Origin of the sequence: Candidatus Ornithobacterium hominis (assembly GCF_900538215.1) — a bacterium.
GTDB classification, from domain to species: domain Bacteria; phylum Bacteroidota; class Bacteroidia; order Flavobacteriales; family Weeksellaceae; genus Ornithobacterium; species Ornithobacterium hominis.
In genome coordinates, this window is record NZ_UNSD01000005.1 from 25,707 (window position 1) to 46,925 (window position 21,219).

Genomic DNA, 21,219 nt, shown 5'->3' on the forward strand with positions numbered 1-21,219 from the left:
TTAGATTTCTCCAAATGTAATTAAGTAATCAATATTTATCAAAATAAATGTTTATTAAAGTTTATCACAGCTTTTGCGGCGAAGAAAAATTAATCATCAATGGGCATGTCTTCCAGCATGAGCCGATTCATTTTGATGTGAAAGATTCTTGGTTGGGGTCAAATATCAAATCTCTTTTGACTTTATTTCGAGTAAAGCCATTGACAGAAGTGAAATTAAAAATTCATTTTTTTAATCAAATTATAGATTCTAAAAGTGATGAAAACGGTTACTTCATGTTTGAATGTAAACCTGCAAATTTGATTCCCCATGGTTGGCATTCGTGTCAAGTAAAGGCTATAGACAACGACGGAAATGAAATTACCCACAGCGAGGGGAAATTTTTTAAGCCTTATAAAACTTCTCATGGAATTATTTCTGATATTGATGATACGGTATTAAAGTCTTATAGTGCAAGCATTTTTCGTCGGTTGTATGAAATGATAAGTAAAAATCCTGAGGAGCGAAAGCTTTTTGACCACACGGTAGAATGGTACAGGAAATTGGCAGAAACAGAAGTTCCTGGCGAGGAAAGCAATCCCTTTTTCTATGTGAGCAGCAGCGAATGGAATTTGTATGATTACTTGAATACTATTTTCAAAAAACATCAGTTGCCTGAAGGTATTTTTTTGCTGAATGATTTAAAAAAGCTCAAAAATTTCTTCCAAACAGGGAAGACAGGACACCAAGGCAAATATGACCGCATAAAATCACTGCTGGAAGCTTTTCCGAACCAAAATTATATTCTAATTGGGGACAATACACAGCAAGACCCGTATATTTACAAAAAAATTTCTTTGGATTTTCCAGGGAGAATTATTGCTGTTTTTTTACGAAATAAATCGAAAAATAATGCCGTAAAAACACAAAAATTACTAAGCGAAATGTGTGTAGAAGAACAAAGAGTCCTTCTGTTTGATACGACTTTGCAAGCCTTAAAGAAATCTAAAGAATGGGGGTTAATCGATTATAAAATAGATGAGTACATTTTTTAAACCAAAAAAAACATGAGCAATATACATTTAATTTCAGAGCAAAATTCGCTAGTAACAGAGTGGATGAATGAAATCAGTAATGTTCATTCACAAAATCATCGCATGACTTTTCGGCGAAATCTAGAACGAATTGGTGAAATTGCAGCCTATGAAATCAGCAAAAAATTAGAATATAAAACGATTCAAATTCACACGCCTTTAGCACAGAAAGATTCTTCTGCGCTAAAAACGCAACCCATTGTTATGACAATTTTGAGGGCTGGAGTACCTTTATTCAACGGAGTGATGAATTATTTTGACAAAGCTGACGCTGGATTCATAGCCGCTTACCGTAAAGAGAATGGAGAAGAGATCAGCGTTCAGCAAGATTATGTAACTTGTCCTGATATCAATGGCCGCCCGTTGATTTTGGCAGACCCCATGCTGGCAACTGGCTCTTCGCTGGTAAAAGCACTAGAGGAGATTTTAGCCTACGGCCAGCCGAGCGTGTTGCATGTTGTTTGCGCTATAGCTTCAGAGCAAGGGGTTGCAAAGTTTTCTAAGCATTTCCCGAATGCTCACCTGTGGTGTGGCAGCATCGACCCGCGACTTAATGATAGGAATTACATCGTTCCTGGGCTGGGAGACGCTGGAGATTTATCTTACGGTAGTAAATTGCAGAATTGATGATTTTTTTTCTAAGCCTTTAAAAATTTTGCAATAAATAAAGACTTTTTTGAATCATTTCTTTCACTTTGGGTTGATAGTTCTCTAGGAATTTACCAGTCGTTCGGTTGGCTATGATGCAGTTGATAGAGAGTGCCTGATGCCCCAAGAGTTTTGAAAGAGCATAAATGGCAGAGGTTTCCATTTCAAAATTATCAATGCCAACTTTATTTAAATCTGCTAAGAAATCACCCTCAATGCGTTTCAACCGCACTTGTCGACCTTGTGGGCCATAGAATCCTGATAGAGAACCTGTTACTCCGACTCTCCCCACAGATTTAAAATGCTGTAATAAAGCATCATCTGCATCGGCAGCATACATTAAATTCCGAATGACTGGATTTTCTAAGCCTTTAGAAATTTTTTCTTTTATAGCTGAGTCTTGATGTTGTGGGTAAAAATTCATCATCCCGTCAAAACCGATTCCACTTTGGCTTAATATAAAATCACCAACCTTTATTTCTGGATTTAGTGAGCCAGAAGTACCTAAGCGTATCAACTTTAGTGATTTGGTTTCTTTTTTTATACTTCTTTCTTTTAAATCGATATTCACCAGGGCATCCAATTCATTGAGGACTATATCAATATTATCGGTACCGATACCCGTACTTAAAACGCTAACTTTCTTGTTTTGCAGCCAACCAGTATGGGTTATAAATTCCCGTTTTTGTTTGGTAACTAAAATTTCATCAAAAAATTGGCTCACGAGCGGTACTCGCCCTGGGTCACCGACCAAAAAAATGGTTTCGCCGATGTCTTGTGGCAGTAAGTTTAGATGATAAACGCTGCCATCGGCATTCAATGGTAATTCTGAACTTTGTATTTTCATCCGCCTACTCTTTTTACTTTCATTCCTTGTTTTTTCAAATAATCCATGATTTTTTTTCGCAAATCACCTTGAATGATAATTTCTTCATTTTTAAAAGAGCCACCAACGCCCAGCATTTTTTTGATTTCTTTTGCCAATTGCTTGAAATCATCTTGATGCCCAGTATAGCCTTTGATGATGGTGTGTGGTTTGCCATTTCTTTTTTCGTAATGGCATTCGACTACCTCATCAGGTATCCACAAGCCATCATTTTCTGAATCATCTGCTTCATTGGCTTCAAATTCATGCTCAGGAAAAGCTTTTTTCAGTTGTTCTTTCAAATCCATGTTTAAAATTTAATATAGAAGTTAGCATTAAAAAATCTACCCGTTAATCGATGAGGAACGCCATAAATATTCCTAGATTGTACATCTCTTAGCCACTGGTTGGATATTACATTTTGAATATTAAAAATATTAAAAATATCGACCCCAACTTCCATTTGTTTTACTAATTTATGATTCTTTTTTCTATTTTGAATAATAATTTTCTTTAACCCCACATCTACGCGTTTATAGTCGGGCAGGCGACGCTGAAAATCATAAGGATTTGTGAGAGGCGGAGCACCATTGGGTAATCCTGTGGCATAGATTAAATTCATATTTACCTTAAAACTAGGGAATAAAGGCATCGAGTCTTGGAAGAATAGGGAAATTTTAAACCTAGGGTCGGTGGGGCGGTCAATCCAAGTTTGTTGATTCCATTTTTCTCGGGTTCGGCCATAAGACAAGCTGAGCCACGAATCTGCTCCGGGAATCAACTCGCCGTAAAGACGGGTATCGACACCATAGGCGAAGCCCTTGCTTTCGTTCTCACCAGTGTACCTGATGCGCACGTTGTCTAGATAATAAGGGACTAAGTCTTGTAATTTCTTGTAATACAAATCAGTAGAGAGTTTAAAAGGGCGGTCCCCTATAAAGAATTCAAAATCATGCCCGGCCAAGAAATGATAAGATTTTTGAGCTTTAATTTTTGAATTTAAACTTCCATCTAATTTTCTCATTTCTTTGTAGAATGCTGGCTGCACATATTTGCCTACCGCTAGGCGGAAAAGCTGACTCGTTACCCAATCGGGTTTGATGGCCATTTGAAACCTTGGGCTGATATTTATTTCTTGATTGAAGTCCCAATATCCAGTCCTCACACCAGCATTAAGAAGGACTTTAGCATTATGCCAGAAGAATTTAGTATTGTATTGCAAAAAACTTGTGTAGCGTATTGATTGAATTTGATTTGTCCCCTGCATAGCGTAATTTACTTCTAAATGAGGATTTTGGGCTTGAATTTGAAAAGAGCTATAATCTCCAAAGCCTTTTAGGCTATAGCCTGCGGAGTCTATCATTTGCCATTCATTGAGGCGATCTTTTAAATCCTCTTTTTGAATTTTAAACCCCCAAGTTAATTTTTGATTTTTATTGATTTCAAAATTACCCTTGTGTTGAACCCCAAAGATGAAAGCATCTAAATCATTACGCCCGTAGTCAATTTGTCCGCCAATATCGCGCGTAGCCGTTGCGTTACTCTCTTCATCCGTTGTGCGAATGTAATAGGCAGACAACACATCATAATATTCTTTTTCTTGGGTATGAGTCATAGTCAAGCCTAAATTTAGATTCCAACGGGGAGTGAGCTGAAAGTTTAAATTTAAATGACTGAATCTGCTTTTGAATTGCTCTTGCTCTCGCCCTCGGTAGTAGGTATAGACATTGATTGGGTGCTGCAAAGTCCCAAATTGGGTTTGGCGAGATTTTGGAATGGATTGAAATTCATTAAAATTATAATTTCCCAACCAAAAAATTTTAAGCCTTTTAGAAATTTTATAATTTAATAAGGCTTGAAAATCATAGGCTAAAGGATTAAAATCAGTATTCTCATCCAAAGTGTTTAGAATTAAATTCCTGTTCAAGTAGCGTCCGCTTACCAAAAGCGAACCTCCCTTGAATGGCAGCCCTGCCGTTATGTCGCCGCCCAAAAGTCCACCTGAAATTTCTGCAAATTTTTGATTAGGATTTTTATAAATTACATCTAAAACGCTACTCAATTTATCTCCCCACTGTGCTTCCCAGCCGCCAGGCATGAAGTTAATCAGTGCTACCATTTTTGGATGAATCAAACTTAAGCCTTCCTGTTGCCCAGAACGTACTAATTGGGGTTTAAAGATTTCAACGCCATTGATGTAAATCAAATTTTCATCATAATTCCCGCCGCGTACCATGTACTGCGAGCTGAGCTCAGTATTCACACTTACGTAAGGCAAAGTTTTCAAGACATCGGTAATGCTCCCCGTTAGCGTAGGTGCTTGGCGAGCTACTCTGGCGTTGATTTCTTCCTGATAGATTTTTTCTTCTTCTGTGGCCTGAAAAATAACTTCATTTAAATCTATTTCTTCTTGAGAAAAAGTGCTGATACTGATAAGAAAGAAAAAACAAAAAATGAATTTTTGCATTTTATTTTAAATTAATGCTATAATTTTTTTTAGCTAAATTACCTCCCAAATCTTGAATTTGAATGCTCAACTCTGCTTTTCCAGTGAAGGGAATATCTTCTCGGTCTATCCACATAAGGTGATTCTTTTTATCATAACGTAAAATCACCCATTCATTATTAGCGAAAGCATTGTAGGATTTTATACCTGACGAAGAATCTTTTACCTTGAATTTTAATTTACTACCTTTAATAAAAGAAGTATTGGGAGAGACATTGATGGGGGAAATTATGGGTTTTTCTCTATCAAATTCAATGGTAAATTGCCCAAAATCTCTTACCTGTGCAATGAGTTTCCCATCTTGGTAAGTTGTTTCAAAATAATCTTTTACTTTTTTGTTACCATAGTTATAAGTTACCGCAATCACAGCATTTTGTAGCTGAGCTGGCGATAAATTTTTAGGTTTTATAGCTAAAGTATAGAATTTATGAAGAGGAACTCGGTCGTTTTGGATGAAATAATTTTCACCAATTTTATCCACTTTTAGATACAAATCTTGGTAAAAACTTTTAGCAGGAAAATACAAAGAAACATTCTCATCATCGTAATGATTTTCTTCGTTCCATTTGAGGAATTTCCCATTTTTATTTAGAATTTGCGGTTGGCTGTTTTCTTTGCCTCGCACGGTAAAGCTCCCTTTCGTTTGATTGCCAGCAAAATCTTTTAGCACGACTTTGATTTGGTAATCTTGATTGGGAATTAAATCAATATAGCCATTATTTTCAGCTTTTTTGACCATTGTAAGCGAATTACCTTCTTCTAGGAAAAGTTTATAGATAAAACTTTTGTTGTTCATATACTGCTCATAGTCAGTTTGGCAATTAATCATTCGGGTTTGCGAAAAGCTAAATCGGTCAACTTCGTAAGTAAAATATTTCTGATTATTTACCCACATTTCAATACTATAAATCCCATCTAAATTCTCTGCAAAATCCATCTTGTCATAAGCTTTGACGCCAACCCCAATGGTGCCAGAGGCCAGTACAGGGGATTTAAAATCTTTTGCGCCAGTAAGGTCATATCTTTTTTTGCCTTCCACATCACCAGTAATGGCGTAAATATACATTCCGTTCAGCAAAGGATTTTTGTGATCTGGTGTCGTCAACCCAAACAAAAAAGGATTGATGGTTTCTTCCGTTTCGGTATCTCGAATTTCAAAATGCAAATGTGGCCCGCCAGAACTCCCAGAATTTCCTGTGAGTGCAATGAATTCGCCTTTATTTACTGGTAACGCCTCTGCTGGAGGGAAAATATTGATTTCAAAGGATTTCTGCTGATTTTGCTGAGCCGTTACATATTTTCCGATTTCATTTTGGAATTTTTGTAAATGCGCATATACCGATGTATAGCCGTTGGGGTGTGTGATGTACAAAGCATTTCCGTAGCCCGATGGTGAAACGCTGATTCTAGAAATATAGCCTTCTGCCACCGCAAAAACTTTTTGCCCTTCTCGCTGCTGTGTTTTGATGTCTATACCCGAATGGAAATGAAATCCACGTAATTCTGCAAAACTTCCTGCTAAAATTTGGTCTATTTCTAGTGGATAGCGAAAGTAATTTTGTGGATAATTTTGTGCAAAAGCAATGGGAAGTATTAAAAATTTTATAAGGCTTAAAAAATTTTTTTTCATTTCTTTAATGAAGGATTTTAAATAGAAGTTCGTTGTACAAATCTTTTTCAGTCGTGTTTGAGCCTACGCCTAAGCCTTTGGACTTCATGTCAGTATCGCGTAAAAGTGAAATAATAGCCGTGACCTTTTTGAGCGGGTAATTTTGTGCGGCTATTTCATATTCTTTCACAAAGAAAGGTGAAACACCCAGAATTTTGGCTACGCTTGTCCGTGACTTATCGGGCAAGGCGTGGTAAAGCATCAGTTTGTGAAAAAAAGAAAAAATTAAGCCTAAATAAAATACAAAATTATGGTCTTTGGGGTTTTGAGTAAAATGATGTGCAATGAGGTATGCCTTCTTTTTGTTTTTGACACCGATGGCCTTTGTCAGCTCAAAAATATTGTAATCTTTGCTGATGCCGATGTGTTTCTCTACCAATTCAAGCGTTAATTCTTCGCCAGGATTCAAAACCATAGCTAATTTCTTTACCTCATTAGAAATGCGAGATAAATCATCACCGATGGATTCTGCCAGAAGTTGTATGACATTGGGCTGAGCTTTTAATTTTCTTTTTTTCAGTAAGTTATAAATCCATTCAGGGATTTGATTCTCATACAATTTATTAGATTCCAGCAAGAGCCCGTTGGCTTTTACCGCCTTGGCATAAGCGGTGCGGCCGTCAGGTTTTTTGTATTTGTAATTAATGACCAAAATGGTGGACGGCACTGGATTTTTGAAATAAGCTTCAAAGGCGTTCAATTGCTTGTCGTAGGCTTGAGCTTCTTTCACGATGATGAGCTGGCGTTCTGCCATCATCGGGTATTGGCGAGCTTGTAGTATAACGTCCTCAGCATCTATTTCATTGGCGTAAAAGATATGTTGATTGAAGGCTTTTTCTTCTTCAGTCAAGACGTTTTCTTGCAGTGCTGCAGTGATTTCATCAATGAAAAAGGTCTCGTCCCCATATAGAAAATAGATAGGTGCGAACTCTTTGTTTTTGATTTGGCTGATGTATTTGGTAAAATCTTTCACGGCTTAGATGTTTTACAAATATAGTTTTTTTCTAAAAGTTTTTTTGAATTTTATAAGTCTACTTTTGAGAAGAATCATAATTTTTGATAAAAAAAAGCAGCTGTCTCACAACTGAAACGGCTACCTTTTCTATTCTATTTACGTAAAAATTTTTTAAGGCTTAAAAAAAATCGCCATCCTAAAAAAAGAAAGGCGATTTTCTAAAATTAACTGGGAAGTTAAAATTTATAGAATTACATCCAGTATTTTCCGCTTTCAAAATCAGCGTCGTATAATAATTTATAATCAGCTATTGCTTCTTCTACAGTAATATTAAACTCATTGGCAGCATCTTCAAAGAATTTATCACTATAATCCTCAGGGCGCTCAGCATAAACACGAATAGGTATTTTTACATTCAAATCCTGTGAAGATAAAAAGATTAAATTAGGTTCGTTATAAGGATATGGATTCCCATTTCTATCTAATTTAGTTCCTTTGCCGATGTGCACTAAAATAACGTTTAAATTAAATTTAGCATACTTCTCACTTACTTTGAAATATCCTTTCAAACCAATTGGATCTTTTTTTCCACGTAATTTCACAGTTTCATCATATCTAGTATACATTTTATTTTCTGGGTCTGTATCGCGGTAAGTATATCCAGTAATGATATTACCTGCATTTTCAAAAGGTTTATCTGAATTTAAATCCTTAGCATCTTTAGTCAAAAAGAAATGTTGATGAATAGGAGCCATTTCAGGTGTAGTGAAGGTGCTGTTCATTCTTTCTCCTTTTTTATTATAATAAGTGATTTCCAATGCATAATATTCATCTTTTATTAATCTTACAGGATCAGTTGGAGTTTGTAAATTTCCTTTACTATCATATTCAAAAGTTACTTCTTGCAGATTTCTGAAATATTTAGCGTTCTCGTTGATAGGGTTTCCATGAAAATTGCTCCCGTGCAAATGCCCCAAACGGAATGTAAATGTAACTTTGGCCCAATCTTCATGCCCTTTGTCCTCGGTTTCATTTGTTGGTTTCACAGGGTCATCATCATTACAAGAAGTGATGCCCACAAAAATCAAAGCCATTATGGCAAACATTAAGGTTCTTAATAAATTGTTTGTTTTCATAATAAAAAAATATTTAGTTATTAAATTTTTTAAAAATTAAATTTTAAGTTGATAAAAATGTTTCTCCCGCTATCATGCACAAAATAGCGGTGAAGATTCAAGTAATCTTTATAAAGCAGGTTGAATATATTCTCTGCCCCAAAAGTTATATCTGCATTGAATTTTTCGTTAATCTTGTAATTGGTGTGCAAAGCAAAATCAAACAAATGATAAGCATCAGGAGTTTGATTAGACAGCTCATAGTCAGGGTTATAGTTAGTTTTTTTTGCCTTCCATAAATGACTGATTTGAATCGTATTCATATTAAATTTACCCCAATCTTTGGCTTGAAATCTGATTTGATTTTGAACCTTCAGCGGAGAAATATTTGGTAAATAATTTTTGGAATGAATTTCTTTCCCTTCAATCCAAGAAATTTGATTTTTGATTTGAAAATTTTCTGTAACATTCCAATCTTGAATCAAATCCAAACCATAAATCAAAGCCGCTTGTTGCTTGAACTGAAAAATTGCCGCTGGACCAGCAAATAATTGCTTATACTGATGCGTCGGCACACCGTAAATATAATCCTCAAACCAATGCACAAAACCAGAAATTTGCGTATCAAACCATGAATTGTGATAATGAACATGATTCACCCATTTGGTAGCTTTTTCGGGCTTCAAATCCTTATCACCTACATAGAAAATAGGAATTCCATGTTCCTTCCCATTGGCGAATAATTCATACGATTCAGGAATCCGCCAACCATAACTTACTGATGAATTAAAATGCCATTCATCCACATCTAAATCTACAGCCAACTGAGATGAAAAAGCAGAATAATCCTTTTTATCACCATAGTTATTCCCCAAGAAATCAATGCCTAGAGCATTCATTTTTGCCTTATCATACCTTAGCCCAACATTGAATTTAAAGGGGCTAAGTTTAATGTCATGATAAGTGAAAACAGAAGCTTCCTTGAAGATATAATTAGGCAACGCAGGAGTAACACCCGTCCCAGGCTGATTGAAATTCTCTTTATCTCTGATTTGGAAACCCAATGTGGAATTAAATCTATAATGATTGAATTGAAGACTTGAGTTCCAGTTTTGAGTCGTTAAAATCATATCTTGCACAGGAACAGAATTGCTGTTCGCTCGTCTTAAATCATATTCTCTTCTGTGATTTTGCTGATAATTATAGCCCAAATTCCATTTCCATCGGCGATTAAACTTCCATTGAATTTTACCCGAAGCAATTTGATGTCTTGTCTCCTGCAAAGGATAATTGATAGCAAATTCATACGGGAAAACAGCCAAAGGTCTTCCGTTTTTTATTCGTTCCTCAAATTCCTCAATATTCCCCGTCAAAGCACCAAAATAGTTACCCTGCTTGGCAGAATAATCATTGTAAAAAACTTCGGCATTCAATTTTTTTCCTTCATACAAAAGCTCTCCATACAAACTGTTAAGTCTTGTTCCTGAGTTAGTTACGTTATATTCAGCCGTTTGGTAATCACCGTTTTGAATCACGTTGGTAGCCAATTTCCATTTCAAGTTAGGAATAGCTTTTAGCTTCTGCTGGAGCTTGATAAATCCGCCCCAACCTCGGGTATTAGATTTATAATTCATTCCCGCTTTTCCGTTGAGAAGCGTGTCATTCGGGATTTTTTCTTGCTCCGCAAACACAACGCCACCCAAAGCATTTGCACCATATTTCACCGTTTCAGCACCACGTATTATTGATAAATTCCCCGCCAAATCAGCATCAATTTCGGGGGAATGAGCATCAGCCCAATCTTGATTTTCAAGCCGAACACCATTCATCATATAAATCAATCGGCTACTGGAAAGCCCATCTATCACAGGTTTTGTGATATTGGTTCCCGATTTTCTCACGTTCACGCCTGGTAAAATTTCGATTTGCTTTGCCAAATCATTTCCAGCACTGATTTCACGCTGTAGCACATCAATTTTCTCTTTTTTGTAAACAGATTCTTGAGCAGAAACTCCTTTGATTTCAATCTTTTCTAATTGGATTGAAGTGCTATCTTCTTGTGCATTTACGGCAAAAACCGCCCATAAACAAACAAATGATAGCATACTTTTTCTATGCATATATTTCTCTTAAATTCAAATAGTAAAAACAAGTTTGCAGGAAATTGCAAACATTCGCCATCAAAAAGCTAAAAAAATTAAACTAAAAAGGGCGGAGGACGAGAAGTGAATAAATGTTTATAGCTACTGCTATATTGCTTCACGAGTGAAAAAATCATTTCAGAATAAGGGGTTTCTAAAAAAATAGAAGCCTTAAAAAATATTTTCTGAACAGAAACTTGCGGCATGAAATTAAAAAAATGCCCGTGACATGTTTTTTCTGCTTTTTTAGTAAAATGAGCACAATCTTTTACGCAGTCGCTATGGTCTATACAGGTTTCAGCGTGCCCATGCTCATGCGAATAATAGTGACCGAACGTAGCACCAGCCTCCACGAGATAAATCAAAGCAATGATTCCCGTGAGTAAAAAAGAAATAAAAGGCTGATACTTGCTCCGCAAACGATTAAATTTTCACAAACTTAAATAATTTTTTTTAAGCCTTAAAAAAATCTTTTAAAATTAATTTTTTTAACGCTCGTTAACTTCATCAATCTCATCAAACTTGAATCACGCCCAAATTGAATTTTTCTGTAATAGGAGCGTTATTGGCAGCCTCAATCCCCATAGAAATCCATTTTCTGGTATCTGTCGGGTCGATGATTTCATCTACCCAAAGTCTTGCAGCAGCGTATTCAGGCGTTGTAGCATTATCGTATTTGGTTTTGATGCGATTAAGTAATTCTTCTTTTTGTTCTTGAGATAATTCCTCTTTGGCAGAAGATTCTTCAATTTGTAATAAAACTTTTGCAGCTTGCTCGCCACCCATTACGGCAATTTTAGCCGAAGGCCAAGCAAAAATCAACCGAGGGTCATAGGCTTTTCCGCACATGGCATAATTTCCTGCACCATAGGAATTTCCCACAATTACAGAAAATTTTGGCACGACTGAATTTGCCACAGCATTCACCATTTTTGCTCCGTCTTTGATGATTCCTCCGTGTTCTGATTTAGAACCCACCATGAATCCCGTAACATCTGTCAAGAAAACCAATGGAATTTTCTTTTGATTGCAATTCGCAATAAATCTTGTGGCTTTATCTGCTGAATCTGAATAAATAACACCTCCAAACTGCATCTCGCCTTGAGCTGATTTCACGATTTTTCGCTGGTTGGCAACGATGCCAACTGCCCAGCCTTCAATACGGGCATACCCGCAAATGATGGTTTTTCCGTAATCTTTTTTGTATTCATCAAAGGAGTTTCTATCAATCAAAGTATCAATCAATTCATGCATATCATATTGTTCGGCACGGCTTTCGGGCAAAATCCCGTAAATGTCTTCTGGATTACGCGTAGGATTTTGAGCCTGAATTCTATTGAACCCAGCTTTTTTATTTTCGCCAATTTTGCTCACAATGGATTTAATTTTATCCAAAGCATCTTGGTCGTTTTCGGCTTTGTAATCTGTGACGCCAGAAATATCAGATTGCGTAGTGGCTCCACCAAGTGTTTGGGCATCAATATTTTCGCCAATAGCAGCTTTTACCAAATACGGTCCTGCTAGGAAAATCGTACCGGTTTCTTTCACAATGAGAGCTTCATCGCTCATAATTGGTAAGTAAGCACCACCAGCAACACAGCTTCCCATGATGGCAGCTATTTGCGTAATGCCTTTAGCACTCATTTGGGCATTATTTCTGAAAATTCGCCCGAAATGTTCTTTGTCAGGGAAAATTTCATCTTGTAGTGGAAGATAAACACCTGCTGAATCTACTAAGTAGATTATTGGCAAGTGGTTTTCCATAGCTATTTCTTGTGCTCTCAAATTTTTCTTTCCTGTAATCGGAAACCAAGCTCCAGCTTTTACAGTGGCATCATTGGCTACTACAATGCATTGTTTGCCAGATATATACCCAATTTTCACAACTACGCCACCAGCTGGGCAACCACCGTGTTCTTTGTACATTTCATATCCGGCAAAAGAGCCGATTTCTATGCTTTGGCTCTCTTTATCTAATAGATAATCAATTCTCTCACGAGCAGTCATTTTCCCTTTTGCTTTATGCTTGGCTATTCTCTTTTCACCGCCACCTTTTTTGATTTCTTTGATTTTTTTGAAAATGGCACTATACGCCAATTTATTTGAATCCTCTCTTTTGTTGAATTGAATGTCCATAAATTATTCTTTAAACTGAACTGTTTTAGGTAAATCTTTTTTGTTATGAAATAAGCTTTGTTTAGGGTAATATTCCTCTTTGTAAATCTTTAGTAATAGCAGGAAAAGACTGACTAAAAGTGGCCCAAAGACCAATCCTAAAAATCCAAACATGGGAATTCCGATGATAACACCAAATAAAGTGATGAGCGGGTGGATTTCAGCTAATTTTTTCTGAACAATAATCCTGAAAACATTATCGGTAGAGCCTACAATAGCCATTCCATAAATCGCAAGTGCTATTGCGTCAAACGTTTGCCCCTGTGTGTACATAATCAGTATCAAAGGAATCATGCCAACGGCAGTTCCTACAAAAGGAATCATGGACCCAATTGTTGTCAGGGCAAACCAAAATAACGGATTGGGAGCATCAAATATAAAATAACCGATGAGTGCAACCAAACCCTGCAAAAGGGCAACTAAAGGAATTGCAATAGCATTGGATTTTACGATATCATAAGTATCAACGCTGATGCGATTAAAATTTTCATCCGAAATAGGGATGTATTCGTTGATTTTACTATTTAAAATATCATAATTGATGAGTAAATAGTACAAAACAAAATATAAAATACCAAGGCTGATGAAAACATCTAAAGTCCCCTCGGTCCAAGATTGAATAGAAGAGGTGAGAAGCTCCCTTGGGTTTCCAATTTCGGTCGTTAAATCAATTTCCAAATAATCTTCTAGCGAAGCAATATTAGATTCAATTAAAAAAATGTATTTCTCTGAATTGTTGATAAAATCTTGAACACGCGTCCCCAGCATAAATGCTAAACCAGCTAAAGGTAAAATAATAATGAAAATAGAAAATAGAATCAATAAAGTTGCCGATATCCAGCGTTTCCAGCCATTGTTGGTTAATATCCTCATCCAATCTTTTGTGATGACAAACATGATGATTGCTCCAAAAATACCTGAGAGATAAGGTGTAAAATATTTGAAAATAAAATACCCCAAAAAGAGAATGGCGCCTAAAATAAAAGCTTGGCGAATAAAACTATGTGGTATAGGATGTCTTTTTTGCATTTAAAATGAACTTAATGGCGTAAAATTAAAGTTAAATAAGACAAAATGTCAGCAATTTATAAAAAAATACATGAAATAAAATAAATTTTTGCGATGGTATATTGTTTGTCTTAGTAAGAGCAAATTAAAAACAAATTTTAGAATAATAAAAAAATAGAAATTATGAGTAAAATAATAGGCATTGATTTAGGTACGACTAATTCTTGTGTAGCTGTGATGGAAGGAAATGACCCAAGCGTGATACCAAATGCTGAAGGGAAGAGAACTACACCATCTGTTGTGGCTTTTGTAGAAAATGGTGAACGAAAAGTAGGTGACCCAGCTAAAAGACAGGCGGTTACCAACCCAGAGAAAACAATCTTCTCCATCAAAAGATTTATAGGCGATAAGTATGATGAAAAAGAAGCATCAAAAGTTCCATATAAGCTAATTAAAGGAGCTAATGATTCGCCTCGAGTTAAAATTGATGACAGAGATTACACACCACAAGAAATTTCAGCCATGATTCTTCAGAAAATGAAGAAAACGGCAGAAGATTACTTGGGGCAAGAGGTAAGCCGTGCGGTGATTACAGTACCTGCCTACTTTAATGATGAACAACGCCAAGCGACCAAAGATGCTGGTGAAATTGCTGGGCTAAAGGTGGAAAGGATTATCAATGAGCCAACGGCTGCGGCTCTAGCTTATGGTCTAGATAAAAAAGAGAGTGATGAGAAGGTGGCCGTTTACGACCTTGGTGGAGGTACGTTTGATATTTCTATCTTAGAATTAGGTGATGGCGTTTTTGAGGTGCTGTCTACCAATGGAGACACTCATTTAGGAGGAGATGATTTTGATGATGCCATTATTGATTGGTTAATCACAGAATTTAAATCAGCAGAAGATGTAGACTTGAGTAAAGATCCAATTGCACTTCAGCGCCTGAAAGAAGCTGCGGAGAAAGCAAAAATTGAATTATCTTCATCTAATCAAACGGAGATAAACTTACCGTACATTACAGCGACTAACACTGGGCCAAAACACTTGGTGCAGACTTTATCTCGTGCGAAATTTGAGTCGATGACTGAAGATTTAGTAAGACGCTCGATGGAACCTTGTAAAAAAGCATTGAGTGATGCAGGTTTATCAGCCTCAGACATTGATGAAGTGATTCTAGTAGGAGGGTCAACTCGTATTCCAAAAATTCAAGAAGAAGTAGAAAAATTCTTTGGGAAAAAACCATCTAAAGGTGTGAATCCAGATGAAGTTGTAGCCATAGGAGCTGCAATTCAAGGTGGTGTTTTAACAGGAGATGTGAAAGACGTTTTATTATTAGATGTAACGCCACTTTCTTTAGGGATTGAAACCATGGGGGGCGTGTTTACAAAACTAATTGAAGCTAATACAACAATTCCGACCAAAAAATCTGAAACATTCTCTACAGCAGCAGACAATCAACCCGCTGTGACGATTCGGGTAGGGCAAGGAGAAAGATCTTTGTTTGCTGATAATAAAGAAATTGGAAGATTTGACTTAGTAGATATTCCACCAGCACCAAGAGGCGTTCCGCAAATTGAAGTAACTTTTGATATTGATGCAAACGGAATCATGCAAGTTTCAGCCAAAGATAAAGGAACGGGGAAAGAACAGTCAATTAAAATCGAATCTTCATCTGGATTGACCGAAGCTGAAATTGAAAAAATGAAGAAAGAGGCAGAAGAAAATGCGACCAAAGATAAAGAAGCTAAAGAAAAAATTGACAAATTGAATGCTGCAGATAGTACTATTTTTCAAACTGAAAAGCAGTTGAAAGAATACGGTGATAAAATCAGTGAGGATAAGAAAAAGAGCATCGAAGATACTTTAGAAGAACTTAAAAAAGCACATGAAGAAAAAGATGTAGCAAAAATTGATGAAGCTTTAGGAAAACATACTGAAGCTTGGACTGCTGCTTCTCAAGAGCTTTATGCAGCGATGAATGAAGCAGGAGCTCAGCCAAGTACTGAAGCTACGGCTCAACCAAACGCTGATTCAAATGATTCATCAGATGATGTAGAAGATGTGGATTTCGAAGAAGTGAAATGATTCACAATTCCATAAGCCAACAAAATCCCTGCTGGAAAGTAGGGATTTTTTTAAGGCTTAAAAAATTTACTCACTTTCAAATTTGCGTTATTTTAATCGTTTTTTTGTTATATATCTGACCATATATTGTGCCGGAACTTAAAGGGGGATGAAATGGCTCTTATGGATACTTATGATACCTTAATTGATAAATATGGGGGATAAAACGAATAAATAAACAATGTCTCGTGTATGGCGAACAATTTGTACCCAAAAGAATAGCTTCTGTTTAATTCAAAAAATCGAAACTTATTGCAAAGAAAAATCAGGGCGAAAGTTGCAGAAAAATGCGATGCCTGTTCGTGAGGCTGTAGTGGTAATCAAAGAAAATACCACGATGCAAGATTTGCACAATCTTTCAAAACAACTGGAAGAAGAATTGAAAATAAGAGTTTTTCAGATTGCCATTCACAAAGACGAAGGGCATTATGATAAAGATACCAACGAATGGAAACCAAACTATCACGCTCATTTAGTAGCAGATTGGCAGGATTTGGAAACGGGAAAAACATTAAAACATCAATCTTTTCATTATTCCAAAATGCAGGATATAACGGCGGAATGTTTGGGAATGGAAAGAGGAATTTCGGGTTCAAAAGCAAGATTAGAAACCATACAATTCAAAATCAAGAAAGAGGAAGAATATCTGAAAATTCTGGAAGAACACAAGAAGGAAATAAAAAAGGAATTAAGTTCGAATAAATTTGAGGAATTGATTATTAAAGAGCCGGACTTTTTAGGATTTCAAAGAATGAAAACCGAGAAAACACTGATGAATATGGAGAAAATATTTAAAGTTCAGAAAGCTCAACTATTAAAAAACAAAACCGATTCAGAAACCAAAACGAAACAGATTGCTGAAATATTGACAAAAAAGGAAAGTTAAAAAAAAGAAGTACAGTTTTACAAAAGCAAAAACACCACTCTGCTTACTAATGAAAGTGTTTTTGCTGTTGAAAAGAAAAAATATCTGGATTCGGTAATGAATACTTTGGAGAAAGCAATCAAATTTGAAAGACTAAAACAACCTTATTTAAAGGTAGATGACAAAAAGCAATTGATAGATAGCTTAAGTAAAATAAGTGAAAAAGTATCAAAAGACAACAATATTCCTTTCTCTGCATTCGACGAAATCTTTAAAGATCCCAATAATGTAGCTCAGCTTTTTACATTATTACGTTTTGGTAACAAACAAAACAGAAATTCGTTAATAAAAGATACTTCGTTAAAAACGGATAATCAAACGGAACAGAACGAGCCTGAGAAAAGAAGAGGATTGAGGAGGTGATTTTAGAAATATAGTTTAGAGCAAAAGTTCATTATAAGTAAGAATCAGTTTTTTCTTTTCCCAAGCTTTATTTTACTTTGTTGTCACAACGACTTAATATGTCGCTATGAAGTCTTTTCTTTGAAAACAAGAGTTACGTAATAAACGAAATTAAATAACGGTATTTACGGGTTTCCTCATCGCTTTTTCATTTATTTTCGTTTCTTTTACATTTTAACATTTCATATATTTACATCAAACATAATTGTAACTATGGCCAAAAAAGTACAAATCAAAAGTACAGAAGAAATCCTATGGGATGCAGCAAATAAACTACGTGGTTCGATCGAACCGTCAGAATATAAACACGTGGTATTGAGTTTAATCTTCTTGAAATTTGCAAGTGATAAATTCATCAAACGTAGAGAAGAATTGATTGCAGAAGGTAAAGAAGCCTTCTTGGAAATACCAGAATTTTATCAGGCGGAAAATGTATTCTATTTACCAGAGGAATCGCGTTGGGATTACATTATTGAAAACGCTAAACAAGAAGATATTACCTTAAAAGTAGATACTGCGCTTAAAACCATAGAACGTACCAATAAATCATTAGAAGGTGCGTTACCTGATAATTATTTCTCTCGATTGGGATTAGATCAATCTAAGTTTTCAGCTTTATTGGATACCATCAACAACATCGATACGCTTCGTGATGAAGCACAAGATATTGTAGGACGTGTGTACGAATATTTCTTGAGCAAATTTGCTATTGCCGAAGGAAAAGGGAAAGGAGAATTCTATACGCCGAAGTCGATTGTAAACTTGATTGCCGAAATGATTGAACCCTACAAAGGAAAAATCTATGACCCTTCTTGTGGATCGGGTGGTATGTTTGTACAGTCGTTGAAGTTTATTGAGAAACACCAAGGAAACAAAAAAGACATTTCCATTTACGGACAAGAGTTAACAAATACCACGTTTAAACTGGCTAAAATGAACTTAGCCATTCGTGGGATTTCTGCCAATTTAGGAAACAAAGCCGCCGATACGTTTGGTGACGATCAGCACGCAGCATTGAAAGCGGATTACATCATGGCGAATCCTCCTTTTAACTTAAAAGATTGGAGAGCTGAAAACGAATTAACAGACGATCCACGTTGGACAGGTTACGAGGATCCTCCAAAGTCCAATGCCAATTATGCGTGGATTTTGAACATGATTTCTAAACTTTCGCAAAACGGTGTCGCTGGTTTTATCTTAGCCAATGGAGCGCTTTCGGGTGGTGGTGAAGAATACAAAATCCGTAAACAAATTATAGAAAACGATTTGGTGGAAGCGATTGTTATTTTACCAAGAGCGATGTTCTATTCTACAGATATTTCGGTAACACTTTGGATTTTGAACCGTAATAAAAAAGAACGTTCCGTTGAAGTAAACGATGGGGTAAAAAACTATCGCAACCGCGAAGGTGAAATATTGTTTATGGACTTACGACAAAAAGGTGAACCGTTTGAAAAGAAATTCATTCAGTTTGCTGAACAAGATATTGAGCAGATTGCTGCGACGTATCACAACTGGCAACAAAAAGATTTTGCAACGACATATACGAATGAACCCGAATATTGTTACGCTGCCACTTTAGAAGAAATATGTAAAAAAGATTATTCGTTGGTACCAAGTAAATACATTGAATTTGTCAATCGTGACGAAAACATCGACTACGATGCCCAAATGCAAGCATTGCAAACCGAATTGAAAGAGTTATTTCAGCAAGAAGAAGCTTTGAAACAAGAAGTAACAAACGTGTTTAAATCGTTGGGATATGAGTTATAAAAAGTTGGGTAATTATATTCAACAAGTAAATAATCGTAATAGAGATTTACAAGTTGATACATTGCTTGGTGTAAGTATTACAAAAAAACTGATTCCATCCATTGCAAATACGGTTGGAACGGATATGTCTACATATAAAATTATTGAAAAGGGACAATTCGCATACGGAACCATTACATCAAGAAATGGAGATAAAATATCTATTGCATTAGCTGATGAATATGATAAAGCTTTGGTTTCTCAAATCTATATTGTTTTTGAAGTTATTGATACAAACGAATTGCTACCTGAATATTTGATGATGTGGTTTTCTCGACCAGAATTTGATCGTTATGCTCGTTATCATTCGCATGGAAGCACAAGAGAATCTTTTGATTGGGAAGATATGTGCAATGTTGAATTACCTGTTCCATCCATCGAAAAACAACGCGAAATTGTAGCCCAATACCAAGCAGTAGAAAACAAAATAAAAGTCAACGAACAAATCTGCGAGAAGTTAGAAGCTACTGCTCAAACCTTGTACAAGCAATGGTTTAATAAAGATTTGGGTGAATGTATCTTAGTAGAAAGTTTATTTATTCCTAGAAAAGGTAAAAATATAACACGCGAAAATGCAATATTAGGTGAATTTCCAGTAGTTGCTGGAGGGCTAGAACCTTCTTGTTATCATAATGAATATAATACTAATACACCCGTTATTACCATTAGTGCTTCAGGGGCCAACGCTGGATTTACAAGATTATATCAAAGTAAAGTTTGGGCTGCAGATTGCTCATTCATAGATCTTTCAATATATGAATATGTATATTTCGCTTATGTAGCATTAAAAGTTAATCAAGATTTATTAATGAGTAAACAAGAAGGTACGGGACAGCCTCATATATATCCTGAACATATTGTTTCTATTCCAATTTTTAATTATAGTGAGGAAATGGCATCAAAATATAATTCAATTTTTGAAAAAGATTTTAATTTAATACGTGTTTTGAATTCTCAAAACCAAAAACTCACTCAACTTCAATCGTTGTTGCTAAGCCGCTTGGCAACGTTGGAGGGGTAACTAAAAAACTACTAGAAAACTTAGAATGAATGAAGAATTACAAAATATAAATAAATTAAGCGATAGTCAGCTTGTTGAATATTTTCAAGATGGTGTAATTGCTCGTGCTACGGGAAGTGATTTTAATAATCAATTGTATATTGAAGTAAGAAAAAAACTACTTGAAAACAAAAACATTGATGAGCTATTGCCAGAATGGATAAAAACGAAAAGAACCATCGATCAATTCTGGACTTTCATAAAAGGAGGATACAGTACTTACCAAGAGCGCAGAGATTTTTTGTGGAATGAATTCGCACCGTTATTAAATTATCTAGAAACAAAAACGACATCACCTTTAGATGAAAGTATTGTATTTGATGAAGTGCATATTCATAATCAATGGCAAAAAGCTCTTGATCGAAAACAAACTGAACCTGAAGGAGCAATTACGTTAGCACGAACATTAATTGAAAGTATTCTAAAACATATTTTGGATGAACAAAATATTGAATACAATGATGCAGCGGATCTTCCTGAATTATATAAAGAAGTAGCAAAGTCTTTAAACTTAGCACCTGAAAATCATCAAGAACAAATATTTAAACAGATTTTGGGTGGTTCAAGCAGTATCGTCAGCGGATTAGGAGCTTTAAGAAATAAATTGGGAGACGCTCATGGAAAGAGTAAAAAGAGTATTAAACCATCAGAAAGACATAGTGAATTAGCTGTCAATTTAGCCGGTACAATGGCAATTTTTTTATTTAAAACTTTTAAAGAAGCCGCTAAAAATAATTAACC

Annotated in this window: 18 protein-coding genes; 8 read left to right on the forward strand and 10 right to left on the reverse strand. The window is 35.7% G+C overall.

The annotated features are described in order from the left end of the window. Positions 1-47 precede the first annotated feature (47 nt). Positions 48-1,034: a phosphatase domain-containing protein gene (locus tag D5J18_RS05215; protein WP_119057963.1), complete on the forward strand. Its 987-nt coding sequence runs from the start codon at positions 48-50 to the stop codon at positions 1,032-1,034. 12 nt (positions 1,035-1,046) lie between these two features. After that, positions 1,047-1,700, forward strand: a complete 654-nt coding sequence (upp, locus tag D5J18_RS05220) for a uracil phosphoribosyltransferase (RefSeq protein ID WP_119057964.1) — start codon at positions 1,047-1,049, stop codon at positions 1,698-1,700. Between the two features lie 19 nt (positions 1,701-1,719). Here upp and D5J18_RS05225 read toward each other — a convergent pair whose 3' ends face one another. The 10 genes from D5J18_RS05225 to D5J18_RS05270 all read right to left on the reverse strand — a co-directional run bounded on the left by D5J18_RS05225 (position 1,720) and on the right by D5J18_RS05270 (position 14,176). Next, positions 1,720-2,568 (reverse strand): nucleoside phosphorylase, encoded by an 849-nt coding sequence (locus tag D5J18_RS05225; protein WP_119057965.1) that lies wholly within the window; start codon positions 2,566-2,568, stop codon positions 1,720-1,722. Next, positions 2,565-2,894, reverse strand: a complete 330-nt coding sequence (locus D5J18_RS05230) for a translation initiation factor (RefSeq protein ID WP_119057966.1) — start codon at positions 2,892-2,894, stop codon at positions 2,565-2,567. Before D5J18_RS05230 ends, D5J18_RS05225 begins: the two co-directional genes overlap by 4 nt. Before the next feature lie 2 nt (positions 2,895-2,896). Next, entirely contained in the window at positions 2,897-5,053 is a 2,157-nt protein-coding gene (locus D5J18_RS05235) for a TonB-dependent receptor plug domain-containing protein (protein WP_119057967.1), read from the reverse strand. A gap of 1 nt (position 5,054) precedes the next feature. Next, positions 5,055-6,722 (reverse strand): M23 family metallopeptidase, encoded by a 1,668-nt coding sequence (locus D5J18_RS05240; RefSeq protein WP_119057968.1) that lies wholly within the window; start codon positions 6,720-6,722, stop codon positions 5,055-5,057. Between the two features lie 4 nt (positions 6,723-6,726). Beyond that, entirely contained in the window at positions 6,727-7,734 is a 1,008-nt protein-coding gene (gene holA, locus D5J18_RS05245) for a DNA polymerase III subunit delta (protein WP_119057969.1), read from the reverse strand. A 233-nt stretch (positions 7,735-7,967) separates the two neighbouring features. Then, positions 7,968-8,852 (reverse strand): hypothetical protein, encoded by an 885-nt coding sequence (locus tag D5J18_RS05250; protein WP_119057970.1) that lies wholly within the window; start codon positions 8,850-8,852, stop codon positions 7,968-7,970. A gap of 29 nt (positions 8,853-8,881) precedes the next feature. Continuing rightward, a complete protein-coding gene (locus tag D5J18_RS05255; protein WP_119057971.1) occupies positions 8,882-10,951 on the reverse strand; it encodes a TonB-dependent receptor in 2,070 nt (689 codons plus the stop codon). Positions 10,952-11,028: 77 nt separating this feature from the next. Then, positions 11,029-11,391: a hypothetical protein gene (locus D5J18_RS05260; protein ID WP_119057972.1), complete on the reverse strand. Its 363-nt coding sequence runs from the start codon at positions 11,389-11,391 to the stop codon at positions 11,029-11,031. A gap of 97 nt (positions 11,392-11,488) precedes the next feature. Then, the gene (locus tag D5J18_RS05265) at positions 11,489-13,108 is read right to left on the reverse strand and encodes an acyl-CoA carboxylase subunit beta (RefSeq protein ID WP_119057973.1); all 1,620 of its coding nucleotides are present in this window, start codon (positions 13,106-13,108) and stop codon (positions 11,489-11,491) included. A 3-nt stretch (positions 13,109-13,111) separates the two neighbouring features. Next, positions 13,112-14,176, reverse strand: coding sequence for an AI-2E family transporter (locus D5J18_RS05270; RefSeq protein ID WP_119057974.1), 1,065 nt, complete (start codon positions 14,174-14,176; stop codon positions 13,112-13,114). Between the two features lie 162 nt (positions 14,177-14,338). Here D5J18_RS05270 and dnaK point away from each other — a divergent pair, with 162 nt between their 5' ends. From dnaK to D5J18_RS05300, 6 genes are all read left to right on the forward strand, one after another. Next, a complete protein-coding gene (gene dnaK / locus D5J18_RS05275) occupies positions 14,339-16,240 on the forward strand; it encodes a molecular chaperone DnaK (protein WP_119057975.1) in 1,902 nt (633 codons plus the stop codon). A 220-nt stretch (positions 16,241-16,460) separates the two neighbouring features. Further along, positions 16,461-17,165, forward strand: a complete 705-nt coding sequence (locus D5J18_RS05280; protein WP_119057976.1) for a hypothetical protein — start codon at positions 16,461-16,463, stop codon at positions 17,163-17,165. 96 nt (positions 17,166-17,261) lie between these two features. After that, positions 17,262-17,567: a hypothetical protein gene (locus tag D5J18_RS05285; protein WP_119057977.1), complete on the forward strand. Its 306-nt coding sequence runs from the start codon at positions 17,262-17,264 to the stop codon at positions 17,565-17,567. 252 nt (positions 17,568-17,819) lie between these two features. Further along, positions 17,820-19,379: a type I restriction-modification system subunit M gene (locus tag D5J18_RS05290; RefSeq protein WP_119057978.1), complete on the forward strand. Its 1,560-nt coding sequence runs from the start codon at positions 17,820-17,822 to the stop codon at positions 19,377-19,379. Further along, positions 19,369-20,439: a restriction endonuclease subunit S gene (locus tag D5J18_RS05295; RefSeq protein ID WP_119057979.1), complete on the forward strand. Its 1,071-nt coding sequence runs from the start codon at positions 19,369-19,371 to the stop codon at positions 20,437-20,439. The genes D5J18_RS05290 and D5J18_RS05295 overlap by 11 nt, the downstream gene beginning before the upstream one ends. Positions 20,440-20,464: 25 nt before the next feature. Further along, positions 20,465-21,217, forward strand: coding sequence for an abortive infection family protein (locus tag D5J18_RS05300; RefSeq protein ID WP_119057980.1), 753 nt, complete (start codon positions 20,465-20,467; stop codon positions 21,215-21,217). Positions 21,218-21,219 lie beyond the last annotated feature (2 nt).